This is a genomic window from Paenibacillus sp. GCM10028914 (assembly GCF_042666275.1).
Lineage (GTDB): Bacteria > Bacillota > Bacilli > Paenibacillales > Paenibacillaceae > Paenibacillus_AQ.
Genome location: NZ_JBHTFO010000006.1, coordinates 77264 through 101936 on the forward strand (window position 1 = coordinate 77264; position 24673 = coordinate 101936).

A 24673-nucleotide genomic window follows, 5' to 3' on the forward strand; every position below is an offset into this window, starting at 1 on the left:
GAGCCGGTTTTTTCAAGTTTTATGGGACAAAGGAAATAACATTAAAGCTTCATTTGGTGGGAACTTCTGTTTTAGCATATAATGAAACATGAGTGAACAATACTCAAAGATAAAGGATGGACGAATCTATGACTTCTACTACAACATTTATGACACTCGGTATATCCGAGGATTTAGCCACCCGCTTGGGTGAGTTTGGAATACATACGCCTTCTCCGGTACAGGCTGAGGCAATTCCACAAGTGCTGGAAGGCAAGGATGTATTAGCAACTTCCCAGACAGGAACCGGCAAAACTTTAGCGTATTTACTGCCTGTATTACAGACGATTGATATCGAGAGTAAAGCGGTTCAGAAAGTGATTTTAGCACCGACGCAAGAGCTGGCAATCCAGATTGTGCGTGAAGGTGAGCGTTACGGCGCCGCAAAAGGAATCAGAGTCCTTGGACTTATCGGTGGCGCATCGGCGAAAAGGCAGCTTGAAAAGCTGAAGCAACATCCTCAGTTGATCGTTGGTACGCCTGGCCGAGTACGTGAAATGATCGAAATCAAAAAGCTTAAAATGCATGCCGTTACCACCATCGTTATCGATGAAGTGGATCAGGTATTTAATCTGGGAGCGGCAAGCGATGTGGAGAGAATTCTGCGAAGTGCGCTGCGTGATCGTCAGCTTGTCTTTTTATCGGCTACCGTTAGCCCGCAGACAGCTGAACTAGTGAAGCGGGAGATGGATCGTCCAGTTGAGATCGGCATTGATCCTGAAATGAGAACACCATCTGCACTCGAGCATTACTATTTTGTGAGTGAGGATCGGGATCGGATTGACACCGTACGGCGAATTGTTCGTCACTATAAGCCTGACCGGGCGATTGTATTTGTGAATGCAACAGCAGATCTGGCTGAGGTTGAAGCGAAGCTTAATTATTCGGGACTAAGCGCGGCTGCTTTATATGGTGATGCGGATAAAATGACACGTAGTAAAGTATTGAATGCTTTCCGCGAAGGTAAAACACAGTTGCTGGTAGCAAGTGATGTAGCTGCACGAGGACTGGATATCGAGGGACTTGGCATGGTCATTAACTATGATCCTCCGATCAATGCCGAATTTTACACACACCGTGCTGGGCGAACTGGACGTATGGGACGCAGCGGTATGGTCATCTCAATCGTAACCGATCGTCAGACATTTATTATGCGTAAATTCAATCGGGAGCTTGGTATTTCGATTGAGGAAAAAGCGATGTTCGGCGGTAAAGTAAGATCTCCAAGGGAAGCAACATCTACGAATGCACGTGCACCTCGTGTCGGTTCCTCATCACCAGCTAGAATAACTGCCGGTCAGAGCCAAGGGAAACAAGCTAAGGTATCAGCGAAGGGTGATACACGGAACTCTTCGGGTAAGGTTTCACAGGAACGACAAAGTGAACGGGAACGTGACCGCAAGAATAAGGGAGCACCTAAGTGGTTAAGAAAAAAATGAGTTGTGATCATGCAGCGTCTTTCACTTCGTAGAGTGGGACACTGCTAAAATGGGGTGAACAGGAATGAAAGAGAATCCAGTATTGTCCGTCCAAAACTTAAGCGGAGGATACAGTCTGAACCGCCCTGTTCTGCATGAGGTCTCTTTTAGCGTCCAGCCAGGAGAAATGGTCGGTCTAATCGGACTAAATGGAGCGGGCAAGAGCACCACGATGAAGCATATACTCGGGCTTATGAAGCCGCAAAAAGGGGAGGTCCGGGTTCAGAATCAGACACGGGATGAGAATTCGGAAGCATATCATAGTGCGCTGGCTTTTGTCCCGGAATCCCCACTGCTCTATGAGGAAATGACCGTGAGAGAGCATCTCGAATTTACGGCGAGATCTTATGGGGTTTCCCGTGAAGATTATGAGCGTCGTGCAGCACAGCTGTCCAGCATGTTCCGTATGGAAGATAAAATGGACAGCCTGTCCGCACACTTGTCCAAAGGGATGCGGCAGAAGGTTATGATTATGTGCGCTTTTGTTGCAAGACCGTCCCTTTATGTTATCGATGAACCGTTTTTAGGACTGGATCCACTAGGTATCCGCTCATTGCTGGACTTTATGCTTGAGTTGAAGGCAGCTGGTTCTTCGGTACTTCTCAGTTCACATATTCTATCGACAATTGAGAATTATTGTGACCGATTTATCGTACTTCATCAAGGAAAGATCATCGCCCAAGGCACGCTGCAAGAGGTCGCGGAGCAGGCTGGCAAACCGGGACTTCCTCTTGAAGAGTTGTTCTATGCTCTCATTCAAGGTGGGAATGGCGGATGAACCTGCGGGAGTTGTTTGCCAAAAGAAAAAGTCAATTCTGGGGAGAGGTTTTGCCTTACCTCGGGTATGTGATTCAAAGCGGTGTAGCGGTTGTCTTTTTATTTCTGCTGATCGCTTTCTCGGCATGGTACACCTCGGTCGTTCAGAATGTCCCGCCGAATTTGCCAATAAGATGGATAATGCTAATTATTCTTTTACCGTTAACGGTAAATAGCAGTGTTCGGACTTATCTTCAACAAGCAGATACCGTATTTCTATTGCCTCAGGAATCAAGAATGAAGCAATATTTTTCAAAAGGCTGGGTAGGCGGTACCATTTATAAAATTGTGGGTCTGATCATTGTAGTGATCACTTTGTGGCCGTTGTACATACGGAGTGATCAGGATCCAAAGCCTCTATTCGCAAGTATTCTGATATTGATCCTGTTAAAGTTGCTATCCAGTTATGGAAGCTGGAAAGAGCTTGGAATGATCTCCCGGGGTGCAGCTGCGGCTTATCGAGTACTGCGCTGGACGGTTGTTGCGTTAACCATCGCATCGTGGTTATGGTATCCAAGTCTTCATAGCCTTATATTTATCGTTCTCATTGGCGCTACCTACATTGCATCCTTGGCCATTCCCGCTAAGCATGCTGTCGCTTGGGAGCGGTTGATTCAGGTAGAGAAAAGACAGGCTAGCCGAGTGATGATGGTGCTGAGTTGGTTCGTCAATGTTCCGCAACGAGAACAGCGAGTATATGCGCGGAGATGGCTGTCCCGGTGGGGAAGTGGGATTCCTTGGCGTAAAGAGACGGCCTATCGTTACTTATTGGTCAAAAGCCTAGTCCGGAGTGACATTTTTGGCATTTTGGTACGAGTAGGGGTTCTTGGTGCACTCCTTGTTTGGTTAACGCGAGACAGTCTCATGTCAAGTGTAATATACCTGGTTAGCTTGCTGATCGCTGGATTGCAGCTTTCATCTCTGCGTAAGCTTCATCAGGAATCGTTCTGGTTGCATGTGTACCCGTTACCTGTTGGAACACGGCGAGAGAATGAAGTTAAACTTGTATTTCAAGTGCAGCTGTTATGGGCGATTCTCATGTGGCTTCCGCTGCTAGCTTCTTTTGCCAATGATCCAGTATTCGTACTTGGTACTGGAGCGAGTGGAGTTGTCCTCGTCATATTATTCCGGTTTGCGGCTCTGAAGCGGGGACGTAAAGAAGATGAAGACGAAGACGATCTATAATCTAACTACTATTATATAACGGATAGAGGGGCATCCCCGCAGGTCAAGAACCGGCGCGGGATGCCCCTTTTATGATGTTTTATCTATGAGGGGTTTATCATGTTAGTGAGTCAGTTGTTTATTTAAAGTATTAATCGATTAAATCCAGAAAGCACGAGTGATGATAACGAGAAGGATGAAAAGTACCAGAATGGCTCCTACGCCGCTTCCGTATCCTCCGCCACATCCACCGTATCCACCACATCTTGTTTCTTCTACTGCACCCATGTTCATTCCCCTTTCAATTCGTTGTTGTTTTTGTTAGTACACAGTATAGTATGTAGACGATTGGCCAAGGGTATGGGCGAGTGTTTATTCATTAAAAGAAATAAGATCGGACATCAGCCCGATCTTATCAGTGTATTCTGTATTAAGTTATGCCTGCTTCAGATCTTGGATGCCTTTATATACAAGATCGAACAGATCCTCAAGATGTTCTTCTTCAATACAGGAGAATGCGATTCGAAGATCATATTCTCCAAGCGCGATCGTTCCCACACCATATTCATGAATGAGATGTGTACGAAGCGCTTCGGCAGAAATGCCCTTAAGTTTAAGACACATGAAATATCCAGAGTTGAACGGGTAGTATTCCCACACATCTCCGTATTTACCGCTGTCTAATAGTTCCTTAACCTTGTTAGCGCGGCCTTTCATAATATTGAACTTCTCTAATTTCTGTTGTTCAAATTCCGGTGATTTCAGCGCATCCAGTACGAATGTCTGAGAAGGATGAGCGCCGCTTGAAATTGTTGCCCGGATAATACCTAGTGTTTTCTGTTCCAGAGCATACAGTACATCCTTATTCTCGGAAGCGTAGGTGATGAACCCGACACGGAATCCCCACACGAATTCTTCTTTTGTAGCTCCATCAATTTTAACCGCTAATACACGGGGATGAAGATCAGCCAACTGTCCGAAGAGGGATTCTTTAAGTGAATCTTCAAAGAACAGACCGAAGTATGCATCATCCGTTACAGCAACGACGTTAATACCAGCTTCAGCAGCTTCCTGGATAGCGGCTACGATCGCTTTTCCTTCCTCTACCCCAGGTGTATAACCTGTTGGATTATTCGGGAAGTTCAGGAGCACAACGGCCTTACCCTTATCTTTCTGGCTCAGAAGTGCTTCACGAAGTCCAGCAGCATTAAACTTCATGTCATCGGTAAAGAGCGGGTAGTTCACGGTAACACCATGACGACGGATACCGAAAGTTAGCTCATAGTTCTCCCAGTTCTTATCTGGATAAACCACAGCATCTCCTTCATCGACAAACAGATCCGCAACAATGCTCAGTCCGTGTGTTAGTGCGTTGGTAGCAATCGGATTGCTGATACTTTTACCTTCAAGAGAAGGGTTCTCCTGGATCATCTTGTTCCGCCAAGCAGAACGAAGTTCTGGTTTACCAGCTGGTGGTGCATAGCTGTACAGGTCCTTCGGCTGATAGGCTGAAAGCTTATCTTGAATCACGCTGAGGTGCATCGGAATTCCACCTTCAGTTGCAATGCCGATGGTAGCGTTGTATTTTTTTGCATGGCTTGTTGCTTCCGCTGATTGGCTCAGAATGCCTTCTTTAGGAAAATAAATTTCTTTACCGAGGGTTGATAGCATTTCATACACATGAGGACTTCCTGTCTTGATGTTTTCGTTCAATTGACCAGCCAATGGGTTCATGAGTTGATTCCATCCTTCCGAGTACTTTAGGTTAAGGTGTTGTATCTCTCATCTACGATTTCATTGACTAATATTATAGCACCTGACCGTCAAAGCGTCACGGAAAATGAACCTTGTTTAGGGAGAGGATGGATGGTACTTGCATATATGTTCTGCTGTAACAGCATCACGGCTCTCGTTGCGGTTTTTTAGACCATCCAGTACGTTATCCAATCTTCGTTTTTTTAAGTTTTGTCCAAATTTAAATTTTGCTGACATATGATGCGGGACCAGCTTAATTAGTGCAACTCCTTTCAGTTGAGGGGAATACCGTGGATCATTGGCATCGATCGGATCATATCCACCTTCCGGTTGAAGCTTAAGCATAAATCCGCCGAGAACTTTAGCCTTTTCTTCGATGTCCTGAACAATGACAGCGTCTCCGCTTGCGGTTACACTTTTAAAAAATGCTGTAGCCGGGCAGGCCATTACAGGATCGGAAAAATAAGACGGAATCAGAGCATATTCATCTGCTACGGTGAAGCTGACCTTTGGATTACGAAACAGGTGATCCATTTTTTCTCCAAACCGGCTTCCGTGAAAATAAAAAGCATTCTCTAAAAACACGAAATTTAAGGGGGTTACGCGTGGACAACCAGATTCATCAACAGTTCCGAGAAACCCGAAGCTCATTTCTGCTAAAAATTGTTCCACTTCCTCTTGATTTTCTATCATGAATTCACTTCTTCGCATTCTGATTGCATTCCCTTCAATTCATTTTTAATCAGCATAATGTTCATATTGACAAGAAAAAAGATCCAATTTAGATTGATTTTAATGGTCCAATATTAGACAGGAGGAAATGCGGTGGAGCTTGGATTATCAGTTGATACATATATGAAGAAATACCATTATAAATATTTAGCTCTATATCACGCGCTGCGGGATGCCATTATAAACGGAATGCTGCCAAGTGGGACGCGTCTTCCTGCGACACGTGAGCTTGCCCGTCTGTATGGAATGTCCCGTGGCTCTGCCGCGCAAAGTTATGACATGCTTCTTGCTGAAGGGTATGTGGAAGCCATGATTGGCAGGGGGACTTATGTGGCAAAGGGCGTTTCTCTAGAGGAGAATGTCCATGATGACACCCATTGTGATCTTGCGTTATCGGTTTGGGGACAAAATGTGGTAGATATGATGTCTTCAAAGGATTCCAGAGTGGGATTTGAACAGTTGTATGATGATGAGTGTATTTCATTTGTTGGTGATAAGGCAGAATCCAACCATTTCCCTTATGTGGAATGGAAAAGTGCGATAAATCATGCCGCCAGCGAAGCGAGAAAAGAATACCAACAACAGCTGCCTTGTGCCGGGCATCTTGAACTCCGTCAGGCCATTGCTGGACATTTAAAATTTACCCGAGGCATCCATGCAGAGGCTGAGCATATCGTCATTTTCAGCGGATCTATGCAAGGTATTGTTCTGCTCTCGCAATTATTAATAAACCCGGGTGATCCTGTTGTGCTTGAGAGCCCAGGTTATCATGGAATACGGAGTGCGGTGCAATCTTGCGGTGGAAAGATGATTGCCGGGGAAGTGGATCAATTCGGTCTTATTCCGGAAAATTGGAATGCAAGATTATTATTCGTCACCCCTAGCCGCCAATTTCCAACAGGGGCGGTGATGCCGATTGAACGGAGAAGGGAATTACTGAGATGGGCTGAGTCTCATCAAGCGATCATTGTTGAGGATGATTATGACAGTGAATTCCGATTTGGCAGGCGACCGATGGAACCGCTTAAGGCTTTGGATGAATCAGGACGTGTCATTTACATAGGTTCTTTCTCTAAGACAATGTTTCCAGGCCTTCGTCTAGGATACGCTGTTCTCCCTAAATCTATGGTAAAGTCAGTCGTTGCTGCTAAGGCTTTGTATGAGCCAGTGTCACCCGCTCTGCTGGAGCAGTGTGCGCTCTCTCATTTTATGGCGAGAGGTGGATATGGCAAGCACCTCCGGCGAATGACTCGGATTTACAGAGGACTGCATGCGTTTTTTGTTAACCAAATGGAAGAGAAGGCAGCGCATCTATTCCGTCTGAATGGGGGAGATGCTGGATTACATGTATACGCTCATTGGCTGCATGGACCGGACCAGTACGAGATTTTTAAAAAGGTTTGCCGACATAGAGGTGTTGAGTTTCGAGATGCTGAAGTATATCATCTTACGCCGAATACTTCTGCTGCATGCTTCGTATTCTCTCATCTGAATCATGAGCAAATCGAGAAGGGAATCTCTCAAATGGCTTTAGCTTGGGAGGATATGCAAAACATCTCAAAAAAGAGTATCATGGAGGTAGACATAGATTAATATTTTCGAGAGACAAGGGGGAATGACGTGATGCTGAATGCATCGCCGTCTTCTTTTGTAATCAAACCCGCTTTAGCTAAAATCGTATGTGAACCAGGATGGAAATGGCAAAAGCGTGAGAAACCGATGCAAAATTATGACCTGTTTTACGTATGGAGTGGTGAAGGAACTGTGGTGCTTAATGATGTGCCTTATGAGGTGGAAAAAGGAAGTTGCTTTTTATTCTCTCCTGGCGATCATACAAGTGCAACACATAACCCGCAAAAGCCGCTTGTTCTAACTTACCTGCATTTTGATGTGACTGATCCTGTCAGCGAGGTGCCAGCTCCTTATCGGAAGCTGAACGAGACGATGGATTTTGAATATTTGCTTGCTAAATACGTTCGGCTGTATCTGGACCAGCCTTATGGGGCGGAAGAAGAAGGAAAGATGATTTTAAAGCAGCTGATGATTTATTTGCTCAGGGATGATAAGGATATGCCCGTAAACAAGAAGACCAGTAACCAACTGACAGAGGCTATCCATGAGATTGCGAATTATGTGCGCCTGCACCCAGGGCTGCCGCATCGGGTTGAGGATCTAGCTGCTAGAGCAGGCTTGTCTTCTCGTTATTTTTCGATCAAGTTCAAGGAACTGATCGGTACACCGGTTCAGTCGTACATAATTAAGATGAGGATTGAGCGAGCACAGCATCTTTTACTGCACCAAGGGATGAATGTTACGGAGGTTGCTGATGCGCTCGGATACAGAGATATTTTCTTTTTCAGCCGGCAATTCAAGCAGTATACCGGGAAGAGTCCTTCTGAGGTTCGTTAAAGTAATCTAGTAAGGTGATTCATGGTAAACTAGATAGGGTAATGATGGTGATAAATAAAAATAGAGAGGGGGGTGCCGGCAATGAGCCAAAGAAGAAGAATGCGCAGCTTGATTTGCAGTCGTGGTGGTTGCGGCATTTTTAGAAATCGGTTACGTCGGTTTAAGAGTGCCAATCCCGAACAGAATTTGTGGTTCTAATAAATCATACACATAACAGCACCTTCGTTATTTCCCGGAAGGAACAAACCGGCGAAATGGCGGGGTGCTTTTTAGCATATAGCATATCGATTGATCCAGGGATGAAAGGGAGAACAGAATTGGAAACGTTTAAGAAATTAACAGGTGAACTAGCGCTTGTGACTGGAGCTTCAAGTGGTTTTGGACTACTGATCTGTCTGGAACTTGCGGCCAAGGGGTATAACGTGGCAGCAGCAATGCGAAGACCTGAGGCTGCGGGAGAACTGCTGAGTTCTGCCAAGGAAGCGGGATTGGAATCTCGGATTCATATTATGAAGGTGGATGTATGCGAGCACGAGCTTATTAAGAACGCCATGCTTGAGATTGATCATCGCTGGGGTAGACTGGATCTGCTTGTAAACAATGCAGGTGAAGCCGTGGGGGGATTCGTGGAAGAGGTCCCGCTTGAGGCATGGAGGAAGCAGATGGATGTGAATTTTTTCGGAACGGTAGCTGTCACACAGCTTGCCTTGCCAATCATGCGTAAAACTCCGAAATCCAAAATCATATTTATGAGCAGCATTAGCGGCGTAGTCGGGTTTCCGGGGTACGGACCATACGCTTCTTCTAAGTTTGCCATTGAGGGTCTCGCAGAATGTCTTTCGCTTGAGCTTCAGCCGCTCGGAATGGATGTGGTGCTCATTGAACCAGGTGCATATGGCACGCCGATTTGGAGCAAAGGGTTCAGTGATATTAAAGCCAAGGAGGGATCTCCTTATTATTCGATGTTAAACCGTGTCCTCCGGTTCTCTCAAAAAACGGCTGAAAAAAGTGGAGATCCTAGAGAAGTTGCACGACTGGTAGGGGAAATCGCTAGAAGCGCTTCCCCCAAGTTCAGATACAGACTACCTTTTGGCACCCGAATGACGATTGCAGCCAAGATGATGCTACCTTACCGCTTCTTTCGTCGCATTGTTTTAAATACGTTAAGTAAGAATCCCTGATGCTAGGAGCGATGATCTGATGATTCATGCAGTAGTCCGAGAAGTTCACCCATCTTTACCTTGTCTCCGATCTTTAGATCACCGCGTGGAGTGAAGGTTCCGTTCTCCGTGAGCAAGACGACGGTAGAACCGAACTCGAAGTAAGCAAGATCATCGCCGTTCCGCCACTCAGTTACGGTCTCGTCAACATATTTAATGCTGCTGACATTCATAGCACCAACTTTAACGACGGCTACTTCACCATGTTCATGTGTGATGTAGGTGATGAGTCTTTCGTTACGGCTAAGTACGGAGCGAATATGGGTCATGGCAAAATCATTTACCGGATATACCTTGCCACGAAGATGCTCACTTTCTGCTTTCTTTCCAGTTACAGGAGAATGAATCCGGTGGTAATCGGTTGGACTAAGATAGAGTACAAATACATACCCGTGAATGTAATTCTGCATGCGCGGGGAGTTAGCGAGCAGATCAGCAATCGTGTAATCCTGATTCTTGACGTTCAGAATGGTACCCGCATGAATAGGCCCCATACCGGTTATAACACCATCAACAGGGCTGGTCATGGCACTTGCTGTTTCGTCGATCGGCCGCATGCCCATCTTTAAACGACGGGAAAAAAATTCGTTCAGTGAACGGTATTCGTTTATTTCTTTTTCCGCTTCATGTACAGGGATTTGATATATTCGTGTAAACGTTGGTATGAGATAACGGCTCAATCGGCTATGGGAAAAACGTCCCATTATATGGGATATCCACTTGCGGGAAGAGAGTTCTGTCATTAATCTAAGTAATTGTTTAGCCATGTGATTCTCCTTTGCCTTGCCTAACAATAGGCGGAATTAAATGCATCCGCACTCTGCATTATATTGACATAGAACAAGGGGTAAATCAATATAAAGGGGATTATTGAAAAATAGGGTCTTGCAAATTCTGGATTACTTGGTGTATTTTAAAGTCAGCTTAAAACCGAATATGGAATACGGGGGCTTGAGTGAATCAGGCTGAGACTGCAGATATCATCCCGCTGCTGACCGTTAATCTGAACTGGGTAATGCCAGCGTAGAGAATATCCGACCCTGACTAAGGGCTTGTTTTCCGTCTGCGCATATTTCCAGACGGTTTTTTGTCGTGTTTATCAATCGTATTTTAGATAGGAGAGGGGAAATTATGATGGAATCAAGTATTCAAGGTAAGGTGAAGAGACCTGTTAGTAAGGGACTGCGGCTTAGTGATATTTTGGTTACGGTTCTGGTCTCACTCGTATTAGGTGTGGTGTACCATTTCTGGGGATCGGTATATAACCTGTTTAAGCCATTGTTTTTTGAAGCAGATGAGTTGTTGTACGGTATGTGGTTTGCAGCAGCTACGCTCGCATTTCTCCTCATTCGAAAGCCGGGGGTTGCGCTTATAGCAGAGCTTGCAGCGGCTCATGTGGAGGTATTATTCGGCAGTGGATGGGGACTGAACCTGCTATTGTACGGAATTATTCAAGGTCTTGGAGCAGAGCTCGTATTTGCAGCTTTCCGGTATAGAAAGTATACGGTATCGATCGTTGCTCTAGCTGGTGCAATGTCTGCGGTTGGTTCCATGCTGATGGATTTTTATTTAGCTTATACGGACGATTATGCATGGTGGCTGTTTGTTGCAAAGTATAGCATGCGTGTACTGAGTGGTGCTGTAATTGCAGGTTTCTTAATGTTCGCCTTGGCTAAGGCCTTAGAACGGACAGGGGTCACTTCACTGCTCCGTCCTGCTTCAGCTAAGGATTATGAAGCTTTGGACGATCCTAAACATGTGTGAGAATATAGCTGATCAGCATAAGGCGTCCGGTAGCGAGATGTCATATGCACTGTTTGTGGAAGACTTACGATTGAAATTTCCGGGAGAAGACAAGCTGATGTTCAAGGACATATCGTTTTCTGCGAAAAAAGGAGAGAAGGTTCTTCTTCTCGGCCCAAGCGGATGCGGTAAATCAACCCTTCTCCAGGTGCTCAGCGGTATGATTCCGAACGCTATAGAAGTGCCGATGAAATGCTCAGACCAGCGAATCCCATCGTCATGGGCGTATGTCTTTCAAGATCCGGATACCCAGTTTTGTATGCCTTATGTGGATGAAGAATTGGCCTTTGTGTTAGAAAACTTGGGGGTTCCACAAGCCGATATGGTAGACCGAATGACTGAAGCGTTGCAGTCAGTTGGGCTGGCACTTCAGGATATACATATGCCAATCAGTCATCTTTCTCAAGGGATGAAACAAAGACTAGCACTTGCTTCTGCCCTACTTCTTCAGCCGGAGGTGTTGTTTCTGGATGAACCTTCGGCGCTGCTGGATCCAGAAGGACGGGAACAGATATGGGAGACAGTGAAGTCTGTATCGGATGGGCGAACGTTAATCATTGTGGAGCACCGGATTGAGGAAATGGCGGACTATGTTGATCGGGTCGTGCTGTTCGGACCGGATGGTGTGATTTTGGGTGAGGGGAATCCTGAATTCGTGTTTACGGCATTCCAGAGGGAACTGAAGGAATACGGCATTTGGTATCCGGGTGTGTGGGATGACTATGCCAGATCAACAAATGGAAGAGAGACATTTCGTATGCTTGCTCCAGAAGCGTTCGGTAAAGTAAATGGAGTGTATAGTTATGCGGATCTTGCTGGGAAAACGGGGTCTTTAAATGAAGGTAAAAGAATGGTTTCTCCGGAATCTGAAGGTTCTGGCCCGATCATAGAACTAAATGGTGTTACCGTGCTTAGAAAACAGAGGGCTACTGTAGAGCTAGCTCAAGCTGCTGTGTATCCAGGGGAATTCATTGCAGTAACCGGTCCAAATGGAGCGGGAAAAAGCACTTTGCTGCTTGGCTTGATGGGATTACTTCCGATCGAAGGTGAATACCGTCTTGGTGGTGATCTTGTCTATTCAGGGAAGAAGAGGAAAGAGCGGAAGCTTAGGGAGCAGATGCTGCGCCGAATCGGTTTTGTGTTCCAAAACCCTGAACTGCAATTCGTTACAGAGCGTGCATTAGATGAAGTGGCCTATTCGCTTCTCGTGGATGGAGTAATTCAGGAGCAGGCAGAACAGGCTGCGCGTGAATCGCTTAAGCGTTTTGGACTCGGTGGGCTAGAGTATCGTCATCCTTATCAACTGTCCACTGGGCAAAAACGCAGATTAAGCGTAGCGACCGCCATGGCGCGTCAGCCGGAGGTTCTGTTACTCGATGAGCCTACGTTTGGACAGGATGCTCGGAATACGTTTGCGATTTTGGAAATGTGTGAAGAACTGCGGCAGGCAGGGACAGCCATCTTGATGGTGACTCATGAAATGAATATTGCGGAAGCTGCGGCTACGCATATATGGGAAGTCCGGTCTGGCTGCGTCGTTTCGCAGCAGACTTCATCCAGACTGACGACCGGCTTTGCCGGGAATCGTAGTGATGAGACACAAGATAAACGCCAGTTGATTCTTCCGGGGGTGAGTCGATGAACTTTTGGAAGCCTGAGCGGTTAACCTGGCTACATCGTGCGAATCCTGTCGTAAAGCTAGGGGTTCTAATGGGATTATTCTTAATGACGGTCCTCACGCATGATATTGATTTTGTCATGTACCAAGCTGTAATCTTCACCGTGTGTTTGTTGGTATTAAGCGGTATTAAACCGTGGAGAATGTTGCTATTCTCTCTTCCGTTCTTGATTGCGTTTATCTCATCCTCCTCTTCGATGATGCTGTTTGGGCGGGGGGAGGCCATATGGTGGGAATGGGGCTTGTTTCGTGTGTCGGAAGAAAGTTTTTATCGAGGATTGCATCTTGGATTTAAGGGAATTACATTTGCAGCTGAAGGTCTTCTGTTTGTTACCACAACGTCCTCGGTGGATCTATTCTATGGATTGATGCAAAAACTAAAGCTTGCTCCTAAGTATGCCTACAGCTTTATGGCTTCGATTCGATTATTACCGATGGTGTGGGAGGAATATCTGGTTCGGCGGCAGGCCCTTAAGGTTCGTGGAGTTCGCCCAATACGTGGCGTTAAAGGTGTTGTGAACCGTGCCGGAATGTATGCTGTTCCATTGCTTGCACAGAGTATCCGAAGGGCCCACCGGGTAGCGGCCGCCATGGAAGCAAAACAGTTTAATGGAGAGTCTGGCAAGACGAGAACCTACTATTATAAGTCACGTTTCACCATATATGATGTTCTGATTGTTGTTCTGCTGGCAGGAGCGGCTGCTGCAGCTTATGTAATTGCGATCCTATACCCTTGGTTTGGGATTGGGGATGTGCGATTTGATTGATTTTAGGAACAGATGATGCTAAACTGCTTGTAAATACTTTCCTGCTACCGTATAAAGCGGAGCTTACCGAGATCTCGGTGGGCTCCGCTTTTTTTTGTATCTATGGTGCGAAATAGTGGGGAATATGTCTATTTTACTAGAAGGAGTGATAGGAATATAATACCAAATTATTAAAATTTATGATAATATAGTTGCGATTTTACTGCTGGGATAATTTGTGCGGTTTGAGTAAATGAAATAGCTAGATTGCAGCGTTAGAGAGATGCATAAATAGGCAAACCAATATTTTAAGGAGTGTGGAAATGACATTGTTAACGATCTTTAAAGGGGTTCTTTCGGGAGTGTTAATGAGTACTGCGGTGTTCGGATTTGCAGGTGCAGAGACTGTATCGGCAGCTACTTCAAAATTTAAGGACGTACCGGCAAGTCATTGGGCCAGCTCTTCTATTGAAGCTGCTGTGAAGAAAGGATATTTCAAGGGATATGGTAAAGGTGTTTTTAAACCTAATGCTACCGTTACAAGAGATGAATTTGCGGCGTTAATGGCACGCGTCTCCAAATTGACGCCTACTGAAGAGAAGACGAATGTATTTAATGATCTGAAAAATCATTGGAGTAGCAAAGAGGTAGATCGTGCCGTATCTCTAGGTTTCATTAATCCCAAAGATTATCCTAATGGTTTTAAACCGAATACAGCCTTGACCCGGGAAGAGATGGCCAAATGGTTAAGCTCTGGGTTAGCAGCTAAGGACAAAGAATTCAAGCAGGCTCTTGAAGACACGAAAACCACGCTAATACCGGTTAAAGAGGCGTTCAAGCCAGGAATATCGCAAGCTAGTATTCCTTATATTGCTGTGGCTATGGGAACCAATCTCATGAGTGGTTATCCCGATGGATCGTTCGGTCTAAAGAATACGACAACAAGAGCAGAAACCTCGGCTATTCTTTTGAGATTAGAGAAGGTGAATAATCAATCAGCGGATTCTTTTACGGATCTGAATGAGCTGCGTATGGTGGGAACAAAGAAAACGAATTTGGAGTTAGTTACTCCGTTTACGACGGGTAATACTTCTTTTTCAGATATATCGGGGAAGAAAAAGACGTTTAGGAATGGGGCGGGTACCTTAGAAGTTCATCGCTTCATAGCTGTAGATACACAAAAATGGAATGCAAAGAAAAGTGTGTACGCTCCATTCTTTGTGGCTGATAGTGATAAAGATTTTATTAATCAACGCAAGGTTTTTCCATCCTTTTTGCAGATTACTATTTATCCTAAATCCAAAAACTTTGATGTAAGTCATTACTACAATGGTACGATTGATTTTACAAATGGTGGACCTATTATAAATGATTTGCCGAATAAATTTGGATATAATACTTTGCCACGAATGGATACTAAAGAGTTTTTTGCTGATAAATCCAAAGGGGTAACTCTTTGGGTGACACACTATTTAAAAGATGGTCAATTTAATAGTCAAATTGATATGGATGATGGTTCAGTTGTTTATTTCAGTCAAAAGTAGTTAGAGGAGGATAGAACTATTGAATGAAAAACATATCTCATTACTATTAATAGCTGTTATTTTTCTTTTGAGTATTTTAAATGTTTTTCCTATTGCTAATATTGCTGAAGCTAAATTTTTAAATGGATATCCAACTGGTGATATTAAAGTTATTCCTGAAAATTTAGCTTATAAAACACAAAAAATACAAGTAGATGTCCAAGGAGAAGCCAAACCAAATGGTAACATCATTTGGACTCAAACGGATACAGATATTTGGGTAGCCACTAGAAATTCTGATGATGGAGGAACAGAAGAAGTAAGAACTGGAACATATGGTAGAGGGGAAAGTGCCCAACCAACAAGAGCTATGGTGAAAAATAGAATAAATACTCTTGATTATGCTCCTGAATCATTAAGAGATAATAGTCGTAATCCTTTCAAAAGAGAATTTGTGAAAAAATTGGGTATTGAAGATGTGAGATATGTTGACGCATTATCTTATGAAAGACAAGGGGATAAACCAGATTTTACTAAGGGTGATATATACGCTAATTTGTGGACATGGACTGGTCATCCGTTAGCTTACACCCATAAGATTAAATATGGTGAAAGAGCAGATGGTGCACCAAAATACAACGCACATTACCATATCCCACTTGAAATTGATTATAAAGGCTACGTCACCGAAACGAAAGAACTGAAGGTCTCAGAAAATACCACCTTGAAAAAAGGACAAACCAAGCAGCTAAAAGCTGAAGTGCGAACTCAGGAATATGACATGAATGGTTTTACTGATTATGTGGACGTTTCTAGGAGAGACCAAACCGAATGGATCACGGACAAAGCATCGGTTGCTTCTGTAGATCCTAGGACTGGATTAGTCAAAGCTGAAGGCGAGGGTACTACTAGAATTACAGCTAAATGGAAGAGTGGCCCTTACTACATTTATGATTATGTAACGATTACTGTTGGTGATGAAGTTCCACCCCCCTGCAAAGCTGGAGAGCCGGGTTGTGACGAAACTCCACCTCCTCCAACAGAGGGAGAGTGTACAGATCCAGCACCTAGTGGCGCTCCCATCTCGGGTCGTTATATGGATCCTGTAGTTACAGCTAAAATCTTGGCCGATCGCCGGGGCGGAGAACAGTTTGATGTTTTACAGGGAATACCGACATCTGAAAGCTTATATGGCAATATTTTAGCTAGAAACTATCTCTACCAAAATAAATTTGTGAACATGGCGGGTTCCTGCAAATTTACGGTGAATGTTGAAAAGACATGGTCACTTACATGGGACCCTGGAAAAAAGGTTACAGGTGCTGACGGGAAAGAGACAGAGGTACCGGATCCTCAATCTGATCAAGAAACTGTAACACAAACGTATACGATTGAGCGGAAGTATTCTTTTTGGGTGATTGATAATTTGGAAGTCTATAAGATCAACCAAGCTACTCTATCCAACTATGCTTTACCGGGAGGCAAAATTTCAATCTCCCCACAAGGCTACCGCGAACCCCAATATGCGGCTTCGCAAACCGGCAACTATTATCCGCCCTCCAGTCCAGGCACGGTCACAGCGCCAGGCGGAAGCAAGAATGGAGGGAAGACAAGACCCTCACCAGACAACGAAAACTTAAAAAATTACGCCGATAAAGCCGTTGGGAAAGTCCAAGTTACTAATGATACGTTAAGTTTTAATAACCAGACGATCATTAACGGAGGACGAGTCGATGAAACCGGACCTACACCGGGCGTAATTCCAGCTCCAACCCACATAGGACAGGATGTGCTATATAGTCCTAACAACTTGATCAGCAGAGATAAGGTCAACCGGGCTAACACAACCAGTAGTGGCACGATTTCTTATGCACTGCTACCGGGGAACATTAATGGAGGTAGCGATCAAGAATTTTCGATCTACGGCATTAACACGGTAACTGTACATACCCCCGTTGTGAATTACTCCTCCGTTACGGATGATCAGGCACATAATCAGAAGAGTAAACCGAATGCCAATCGTGCAGCCTTTATACTGGATCGGCCATTCACAGTGCGGATTCCTACCTCTGGTCAGCATGTCAGTTATCCGGGCTACGGCAACCGGGATTATGCGAAGTATATCCGAACGAAACAGGTATATTTTCCATTCGATGTATACAATCGTGACCGGACAATCTTTTACCCGAAAAACACCTGGATTACTATCCCTACGTATCAGATCGATACAGAATTTTTCCTACCCGTTTGGGTTGATGAAGGGGATTATGAAGTGTATTTCCGAACGATCGCCGAGAATGCACCTGTGGATTTTTCAACCCAAGCCAGCGCTAACCGGGATTTAAGCCATCATGTGGCAACGGATATTGAGCAGGTGGAAGTGATTGGACGGGTATTTGATTTTCGAGTTACGGACATTGCAGATTATAACTGGGAGAGTGTGTTTCGTACGCAAAAGGGAAGTTCTACACCCCGAGGTACCTCTTATTGGATCGGCCAGCGTGATATTGACGGAGGAGTTAGAGGCAATCAGCTGCCTTATACACTGCCTATTGCACCCGGTAAGCATCCAGAGCAAGGGTATAAGAACGTTTCTGTGAAAACAGGCTATCATTTCAAATTTGATCTCAAAACCAAAGGGAATATGTTCAGTTCCAAGGATGGAATCGCTATAACTCCAAGCTTTTATTTCGTAAACAAGGACGGAAGCGGCAGGCAGGCTGTAGATCTCTACTACCACAGCGGAAGTCGGAAATTTATTCGAATTGGATCACCGCAGGATCAGGAGAAAAGGTATGTGATTTTGAACGAAAGACTTCGGAATGTACCACAGACTGAACTTCAGGATACGGCATCGTATTTGTACAATCATGGTGGAGCATCCAGTGGAGTATCGAGACAGGCTTTCACGACACATTACATCGATAAACTTACGAAGAATAAAACTTGGGTTGGACGTTATGACTGGATGTTATTGCCACCCGAAATACGTACATTCATCGGACCCAAATCAGGACTTCCTGCCACGGTAGATGTTGAACGGGCGAATGCGGCTGTCCAGCGTTGGTATGGGGAATATAGTATTCCGTCGGACGTTTATGTCGTCAAAAAAGGAACGGATCTTGCTGCATATGGACGTGCCAAGGGGCTTGATGAGAAATCGGATGTTTTTCTGAAAAAAGGTTTTATTGTAGTGAATTTTAATATTGAAACAATTCAAGGTGGCAATCTGAATCAGCCCCATCTTCAATACATCCACGCTCCTTTGATGAATCAATGGAAGCTTGAGGGTTATACTAATTCTTATACGAATCCGTACGGATACAGGTTTGCACTGACGGATGGAGATACGGTATTCTATCATGCGGATCAATCCAGCAAGAGTGACTTCACTTCACAAGTACCACATTAGGATGATTTCACCCATGATTTTTAGATCAGATTCATAGTCCGGGCGCCTTGAGCGTCTGGATTTTTGTTTCTTCTTTGATTAGAATAAGAACGATGTTTTTAGAGCAAAAAAGTTATAATGTACCTTCTACATCGACGAGAGTGCATCTGGGAGGAATGGTATGGAAACGGAAGGACAATTAAAAAAAGATATCGGATTATCGGTCGCCATGTCTCTTGTTATTGGTACCGTTATAGGCTCAGGGATATTTATGAAGCCTGGGGTTGTTATCCAATATGCGGGTAGTTCCAATCTAGCGCTTATAGCTTGGCTCCTTGGCGGAATCATTACAATTGCGGGCGGTCTTACGATTGCGGAAGTCGGCGTGCAGATTCCGAAAACCGGTGGATTGTACGTTTATATGGAAGAGGTTTATGGAAAGGTCTGGGGGTATCTGTGCGGGTGGATGCAGACGATCATTTATGGTCCAGCCATTATTGGAGCGCTGGGTCTGTATTTTGGACTGCTTCTCGCTAATATATTTTCCTTGTCAGAAGCCTGGTATCTTCCTCTTGGCATAGGTGCTGTTATATTCTTGGCCGTAGTAAACAGTTTTGGAACTAAATATGGTGGCTCCATTCAGACGATCACTACAATTGCTAAATTTGCGCCGATTTTACTTATTGGCGTGCTTGGAATCTGGAAAGGAAATGAGCAGGTATTCAGCAGCGGCAGTCCTGTAATGGATCAGTTAGGAATGGGTGCAGCCATACTTACGACATTATTTGCTTATGATGGATGGATGCTGCTTGGTTTTGTAGCTGGGGAGATGAAAAATCCGGCGAAACATCTGCCACTTGCGATTGTTGGTGGTTTAACGGTTGTAACGATCGTGTATTTACTCGTCAATGTGGCGATGTTAAAGGTGCTTCCTGCTGACGAAATCGTCTCACTAGGGACAGCTTCGGCGGGCAAGGTAGCAGAGATCTTAATGGGTGGATTAGGAGCCAAAATCATTAGCGTAGGTATTTTGATCTCCATATTCGGCTGCCTGAACGGAAAAATTCTAACGTTTCCACGGGTGCCTTTTGCTATGGCGGAACGTCGTCAGCTTCCATTCTCACGCCTGATCTGTAAAGTACACCCGAAATGGGGGACGCCTGTAGCGGCCATTGTTATGCAGGTTGTTCTAGCTGTGTTCTTGATGGTGCTTAGTAATCCGGATTATTTGTCGGAGCTTGCGATTTTTGCGATTTACATGTTCTACATTATGGCCTTTATCGCGGTATTTATTTTGCGGAAACGTCGGGGTGAATTGAAGCGGGAATATAGTGTGCCGCTGTATCCTTTGGTCCCACTGGCAGCCATTGTTGGTTCGCTGTTTGTGGTGATCAGTACGCTTCTAAAACAACCTGTCGACAGCTTGTGGGCAATCGGGGTGACGTTAATCGGACTACCGCTTTATTATTTTTTACAGAAGAGAGACCGTATAGAAAAATAACCAGATAAACTTGATAGAGGCTGGGCGCATAAGCGTCCAGTCCTTTTTGATTTAGATGGAAATGACACCCTGAACAAGAACGTTAGTTCGATTAAACATCAAAAAAATATAGCATTTCTTGTGGAATACCAGCTCGCAGGTAATATTCCTGCAGGCTTTCTTCAGGCACAGGGGGGATATCGGCTGTTAACAAAGCAACCGCAAATCGGTTTGCTTGTCTTTCCAGTTTGCCGGGGCAGAAGTACGAATGTTCCTCCAAGAACAAGCGGCTAATCCCCTTATGAAGACGGTCGTGTCCCAGCTCGTGAGCGCAGACAAAGCGCTGCCATTCGATAGGAAGATGAGCATGTATAACAATAAACCTTCTTCTGAGCTTGCGGAAATAAAGCCCCTTGGTCGATTGGCCAAGATCGGCATACCTAACATGAATTCCAAGCGCCGCGGCCAATTGAAAAGGACAGTTCGTGTGATGTTTTTTGATTAGTTTGCGGATTATAGGTTGTACAAGATCATCCATGCCGTTTCACCTGCAAAATTGTAGTGTGTGTTGTTCATGTATCCACTTTAGTCTAGCGCTTCTTGTTGCGTTTGTTCATCTGTTTCGCTTCCCAGAACAAGCCTGTTAGCACATCCTTGATGCGCTGTTTGTCCTCCTGATCGAGTGGAATTCCATCAAACATCAGTTCACCGTCGTCCTCCAGCATTTTCTTGAAATCTCGCTTGTCCTTGGAGGTTGCCCACTCTGGAATCGCCATGTCCGCTGGGGGTTGCTGAAGGGATTGCTCCGTCTCCAGATAACCTGCCTGTTTCATCAATTCCTCATAAGAGCCATCCAATGCATCGGCAATTTTGCGAAGCGTTTGGGGTTTAGGAACACCTCTTAGACCATTCTCGATTCTTGATATCTGTGATCCGCTGATCTCTGCAGCATGTGCCAACTGATTCATGCTCCAGCCGCGTTCTTCCCTTAACTGTTTTAAGTACGAACCAAATGTTTGCTCCACTTTCCGGACACTCCTTACCTTAGTTCCATATGTAGCTTCTCACTTTAATAGTATAAACATGTTGGATGGTTTTGCCAACAGGTAAAAGAAAAAAGAGGTATCGTTGCCAAAAGGCAATGAAACGCGAGATAAATTTGTGTTCATCCGGATAAATGACCTATTTTGGACTTTTACTAAAATGACCAAATAGTGGTATATTTCAATCTAAAGGGAACAAGAGTTCTCTTTAGATGAAGGTTGGATTGAAAAATGGGAGACAGACGGATTTGTAAATCTATTTGATTTGTAACCTGTCCCTAAGGAGGAATCAACTAACATCAGTTACCAATTCCACATCAAAGGAGGAAAAGTAATGGAAGACGCATTCGGAATTTTCATTCAAGAGATACTCGTATTTGCGAAGTATGTTTCTAATAGCCTCTGGGGCGGTTGGTCGATGCTGCTACACCTGCTGCTGTGCTTCGTCATTATAGACTGGCTGACTGGATGGGCGGCCGCGTGGATGAACGGCGAACTGCGGAGCCGCATTGGCTATATTGGCATTGCTAGAAAGATGACGATCTTTCTAATTATCGCGATCACACATCTCGTAGATCAGGTGCTTGGAGAGATGAATTATTTTCAAAATACGGTCATTTTCTTCTATTTAGCCAATGAACTCTTGTCTATTATTGAGAACATCGGGCGAATGGGGGTTCCGATCCCGCAATCGCTGCGTAATGTGGTAAGAGTCTTCCAATCCAAATCAGAGGAAGAGAACACAGCGAAGAGAAAGGAGGAGAAGAAGGATGAAGTCTCTTGAATTCATAGGAAAGCTGGCTCCGATTGCGGTAGAGGACATGCGTCGATATGGCATTCCAGCTTCACTGACGATTGCTCAAGCCATACTAGAATCAAATTGGGGAGAGAGTGGTCTCACACAAAAAGCTAACAATTTATTCGGCATCAAAGGTAGCGGACCTGCAGGGAGTGTATGGATGCCTACTACGGAGTATCGGGGACAAGACCGTTACGCCACGACTGCCCAGTTTCGAAAATATAACAATTGGAGTGAATCCGTTGCAGATCATACACGTCTAATTCTGAACGGAACGAAAGACAAGCCTACACGGTACCATGGCGTGTTATGGGAAGATTACAAAACAGCGGCTACGGCGATATGGAAGGGCGGATATGCAACGGATCCCAAATATCCGCAAAAGCTTATTTCTATTATTGAAACGTATGACCTCCAGCAATACGACTTGCAGGGAGAAGTGAAGGAGGAGGATATTGTGAAACTCGAAGCGCTGTCTGCGGAAGTACAGAGACTACAGAAGCAGGTTCACCAGTTGACTGAGAATGAAGCTGTACAGAAACAACTTTTAACTAAGCAAGAGTCTCAAATTAACCTGATGCAGAACACTTTGCAGTCATTGCAAAGACTCCATACCCAACCTGCTGTGCCAACCTGGGCAGATCCGCCACTACAGGCAGCCATAGCAGCTGGGGTTATTCAAGACAAGCAGGGAAGTTATGATTTCTACCGGATGATGACCGTTCTTTATCGTCTTGGATTGTTTAATGCCTCGAAATAAAAAAAATCTCGACAAGAACTCACCCTCTGTTCGTTTCCATGCTGTCATGACTTATAATGGAGCAAAACAAGTTGAAGCTGCATGGAAGCGAACATAATTGAAGAGTAATAAACACTTAGTACCCTCACCCTCATCGCAATCAAACACTACTTATTCAATGAGAAGTTTGAGTCACCACTCTAACCCTTAGAAAAGGAATCCATGATATGCGAAAATCTAGAATCACGACCCTCAGACTGAAATCTCCAGATTGAACTTCAACGAAATAACTCAAACCACTTCGGCACACGAAAAAATACCTGACATCTTTTTTTATTCTTATCGTCGATAACATATAATAATAGAAATGATTTTACCAGATAAACAGATAAACAGGAGTTGGAGCGCTATGAATACAACCAAACTGAAGGAGCTAAGAGAACATCGCCAATACCCGGAGCAGACTAAAGGGGATGCTTCCCGGGCTGCATATGAACGGGATTATTCCCGCCTGATTCATTCCCCAACATTTCGGCGTTTGCAAGGCAAATCTCAGGTGTTTGGTGCTGGAACTGGAGATTACTACCGTACTCGCTTGACGCACTCTCTTGAAGTTGCCCAAATTGCCCGGGAAGCGGCTCGCAGTCTTGCCCGTTCATATCCGGAAGTGCTGCCAGAAGCGGCTGAGAATGCGGGACTTATCATTGATTCAGAAGTGGTGGAGTGCGCGGCGATTGCGCATGACTTCGGCCATCCTCCATTTGGGCATAAGGGAGAAGAAGTACTGCAAGGTATTCTGGAGCGGTTGATCGACCAGCAGACTGAAGAGGAACTATTAAATCTTTCAGGTATGCCGACACCGGATCAAGCGGTTCTTATACGGCAGTCTTTACGACGGAAGTATGAGCATTTTGAAGGAAATGCACATAACTTTCGTTTGATCATGTTTCTGGAAAAAAGAGAAGACGTCAACGGGCTTAATCTTTCCGACGCAGTATTGCTGGGCATTAATAAATATCCTTTTTCCGGTCTTGATAATCCGAAGGGCATGTATCGTCATGAATGGAATTACATCTCTCAGATTCGTAAGGCGTGGGAGATTCCAGGTGACAAGAGAACGCTAGAAGCTCAGCTGATGGATCTCTGCGATGACATTGCATATTCTGCACATGATCTAGAAGACGGAATTAAGGCTGGGAAAATTGAGGTGCATGAGCATTTTCTCCGTGACAGCCATTTGAATAAGCTAATTGTGGATAAGATTATGACCTTGGAGGACGAGGTGTGGAAGGGCTGGACGAAAGAGCAAATTGAGCCCAAAGTGGTACAGGTGCTGGATTATTTTCTACGTATTTGGAAAGAGAAAATGCCAGTATGCGAGAACGATTATTCCCGCACTCGCCGTGAAGTAAAGGCGTACTGGGTTAGCTTGTTTGTCAGCAGCTTGGGCGTTATTCCCGATGGGAACTGGAAGAAGGTCACCTTTGTGAAGGATGGCGTAGAGGATGAGGATATGCTGCGTACCGTGAGTGTACTGAAAAGCTTTGCCTGGGTAACTATGATTCGCGATCTGCGCGTGCAACGTCTGCAAAAACGCAGCGAATGGGTCATTAAGCGTCTGTGGGATGCCTTTAATGATCCAGTTGCTTCGAAATCGATTATTCCTTCCGATTGGCTTAATCGGTATGAAGCAGATCAGAAGAGAGCACATCCGATCTGGACATGGGAGCATATGGTGATCGATTATATCGCTGGGATGACCGATGCTTTTGCAGAGAAGATCTATAATGAACTATATGGTCTTAAAGTGGGCTCAATCTATGATCTCGATTAGAGTATCTCGGATGGGTGGTGATAT

At 44.8% G+C, this 24673-nt stretch carries 21 protein-coding genes and 1 riboswitch; of the genes, 15 read left to right on the forward strand and 6 right to left on the reverse strand.

All coding sequences use genetic code 11. The features are described 5' to 3' along the window. Positions 1–128 precede the first annotated feature (128 nt). From ACFQV5_RS05045 to ACFQV5_RS05055, 3 genes are all read left to right on the forward strand, one after another. The gene (locus ACFQV5_RS05045; protein WP_379244267.1) at positions 129–1478 is read left to right on the forward strand and encodes a DEAD/DEAH box helicase; all 1350 of its coding nucleotides are present in this window, start codon (positions 129–131) and stop codon (positions 1476–1478) included. Positions 1479–1542: 64 nt separating this feature from the next. Further along, positions 1543–2295: an ABC transporter ATP-binding protein gene (locus ACFQV5_RS05050; protein WP_379244269.1), complete on the forward strand. Its 753-nt coding sequence runs from the start codon at positions 1543–1545 to the stop codon at positions 2293–2295. Further along, entirely contained in the window at positions 2292–3518 is a 1227-nt protein-coding gene (locus ACFQV5_RS05055; protein WP_379244271.1) for an ABC transporter permease, read from the forward strand. The genes ACFQV5_RS05050 and ACFQV5_RS05055 overlap by 4 nt, the downstream gene beginning before the upstream one ends. Positions 3519–3656: 138 nt before the next feature. Here ACFQV5_RS05055 and ACFQV5_RS05060 read toward each other — a convergent pair whose 3' ends face one another. The 3 genes from ACFQV5_RS05060 to ACFQV5_RS05070 all read right to left on the reverse strand — a co-directional run bounded on the left by ACFQV5_RS05060 (position 3657) and on the right by ACFQV5_RS05070 (position 5963). Continuing rightward, a complete protein-coding gene (locus ACFQV5_RS05060; RefSeq protein ID WP_379244273.1) occupies positions 3657–3785 on the reverse strand; it encodes a YjcZ family sporulation protein in 129 nt (42 codons plus the stop codon). Positions 3786–3932: 147 nt separating this feature from the next. After that, positions 3933–5231, reverse strand: coding sequence for an aminotransferase class I/II-fold pyridoxal phosphate-dependent enzyme (locus ACFQV5_RS05065; RefSeq protein ID WP_379244275.1), 1299 nt, complete (start codon positions 5229–5231; stop codon positions 3933–3935). Positions 5232–5348: 117 nt separating this feature from the next. After that, complete coding sequence (locus tag ACFQV5_RS05070; protein ID WP_379244277.1) at positions 5349–5963, reverse strand: pyridoxamine 5'-phosphate oxidase family protein; 615 nt, start codon at positions 5961–5963, stop codon at positions 5349–5351. Between the two features lie 114 nt (positions 5964–6077). Between ACFQV5_RS05070 and pdxR the strand changes: the two genes are divergently transcribed. The 3 genes from pdxR (at position 6078) to ACFQV5_RS05085 (ending at position 9574) form a co-directional block, all read left to right on the forward strand. Then, a complete protein-coding gene (gene pdxR, locus ACFQV5_RS05075; protein ID WP_379244279.1) occupies positions 6078–7577 on the forward strand; it encodes a MocR-like pyridoxine biosynthesis transcription factor PdxR in 1500 nt (499 codons plus the stop codon). A 30-nt stretch (positions 7578–7607) separates the two neighbouring features. Further along, positions 7608–8393 carry an AraC family transcriptional regulator gene (locus tag ACFQV5_RS05080; protein ID WP_379244281.1) on the forward strand — a complete coding sequence of 262 codons (786 nt, stop codon included), beginning with the start codon at positions 7608–7610 and terminating at the stop codon, positions 8391–8393. Positions 8394–8692: 299 nt separating this feature from the next. Beyond that, on the forward strand, positions 8693–9574 hold the full coding sequence (locus ACFQV5_RS05085; protein ID WP_379244283.1) for an SDR family oxidoreductase: 882 nt from the start codon (positions 8693–8695) through the stop codon (positions 9572–9574). 2 nt (positions 9575–9576) lie between these two features. On the opposite strand, the gene asd is transcribed toward ACFQV5_RS05085, so the two are convergent. Beyond that, positions 9577–10380: an archaetidylserine decarboxylase gene (asd, locus tag ACFQV5_RS05090; protein ID WP_379244285.1), complete on the reverse strand. Its 804-nt coding sequence runs from the start codon at positions 10378–10380 to the stop codon at positions 9577–9579. A gap of 166 nt (positions 10381–10546) precedes the next feature. After that, positions 10547–10660, forward strand: a riboswitch (TPP riboswitch). Positions 10661–10747: 87 nt separating this feature from the next. Here asd and ACFQV5_RS05095 point away from each other — a divergent pair. The 6 genes from ACFQV5_RS05095 (at position 10748) to ACFQV5_RS05120 (ending at position 20255) form a co-directional block, all read left to right on the forward strand. Further along, positions 10748–11377 carry an ECF transporter S component gene (locus ACFQV5_RS05095; protein ID WP_379244513.1) on the forward strand — a complete coding sequence of 210 codons (630 nt, stop codon included), beginning with the start codon at positions 10748–10750 and terminating at the stop codon, positions 11375–11377. Between the two features lie 37 nt (positions 11378–11414). Further along, on the forward strand, positions 11415–13058 hold the full coding sequence (locus ACFQV5_RS05100) for an ABC transporter ATP-binding protein (RefSeq protein ID WP_483874792.1): 1644 nt from the start codon (positions 11415–11417) through the stop codon (positions 13056–13058). Further along, on the forward strand, positions 13055–13861 hold the full coding sequence (locus ACFQV5_RS05105; RefSeq protein ID WP_379244289.1) for an energy-coupling factor transporter transmembrane component T family protein: 807 nt from the start codon (positions 13055–13057) through the stop codon (positions 13859–13861). Before ACFQV5_RS05100 ends, ACFQV5_RS05105 begins: the two co-directional genes overlap by 4 nt. A gap of 302 nt (positions 13862–14163) precedes the next feature. Next, on the forward strand, positions 14164–15384 hold the full coding sequence (locus ACFQV5_RS05110) for an S-layer homology domain-containing protein (protein ID WP_379244292.1): 1221 nt from the start codon (positions 14164–14166) through the stop codon (positions 15382–15384). Positions 15385–15403: 19 nt separating this feature from the next. Further along, the gene (locus ACFQV5_RS05115; RefSeq protein ID WP_379244294.1) at positions 15404–18775 is read left to right on the forward strand and encodes a DUF5704 domain-containing protein; all 3372 of its coding nucleotides are present in this window, start codon (positions 15404–15406) and stop codon (positions 18773–18775) included. A gap of 160 nt (positions 18776–18935) precedes the next feature. Then, positions 18936–20255, forward strand: coding sequence for an APC family permease (locus tag ACFQV5_RS05120; protein ID WP_379244296.1), 1320 nt, complete (start codon positions 18936–18938; stop codon positions 20253–20255). A gap of 91 nt (positions 20256–20346) precedes the next feature. Here the strand turns inward: ACFQV5_RS05120 and ACFQV5_RS05125 are convergent, their stop codons facing one another. After that, a complete protein-coding gene (locus ACFQV5_RS05125; RefSeq protein WP_379244298.1) occupies positions 20347–20772 on the reverse strand; it encodes an ImmA/IrrE family metallo-endopeptidase in 426 nt (141 codons plus the stop codon). A gap of 52 nt (positions 20773–20824) precedes the next feature. Continuing rightward, complete coding sequence (locus ACFQV5_RS05130) at positions 20825–21259, reverse strand: helix-turn-helix domain-containing protein (RefSeq protein ID WP_379244300.1); 435 nt, start codon at positions 21257–21259, stop codon at positions 20825–20827. A 352-nt stretch (positions 21260–21611) separates the two neighbouring features. Here ACFQV5_RS05130 and ACFQV5_RS05135 point away from each other — a divergent pair, with 352 nt between their 5' ends. The 3 genes from ACFQV5_RS05135 (at position 21612) to ACFQV5_RS05145 (ending at position 24649) form a co-directional block, all read left to right on the forward strand. Next, positions 21612–22061, forward strand: a complete 450-nt coding sequence (locus ACFQV5_RS05135) for a phage holin family protein (RefSeq protein ID WP_379244302.1) — start codon at positions 21612–21614, stop codon at positions 22059–22061. After that, a complete protein-coding gene (locus tag ACFQV5_RS05140; RefSeq protein WP_379244304.1) occupies positions 22048–22836 on the forward strand; it encodes a glucosaminidase domain-containing protein in 789 nt (262 codons plus the stop codon). Before ACFQV5_RS05135 ends, ACFQV5_RS05140 begins: the two co-directional genes overlap by 14 nt. A gap of 388 nt (positions 22837–23224) precedes the next feature. Further along, positions 23225–24649, forward strand: coding sequence for a deoxyguanosinetriphosphate triphosphohydrolase family protein (locus ACFQV5_RS05145; RefSeq protein ID WP_379244306.1), 1425 nt, complete (start codon positions 23225–23227; stop codon positions 24647–24649). Positions 24650–24673 lie beyond the last annotated feature (24 nt).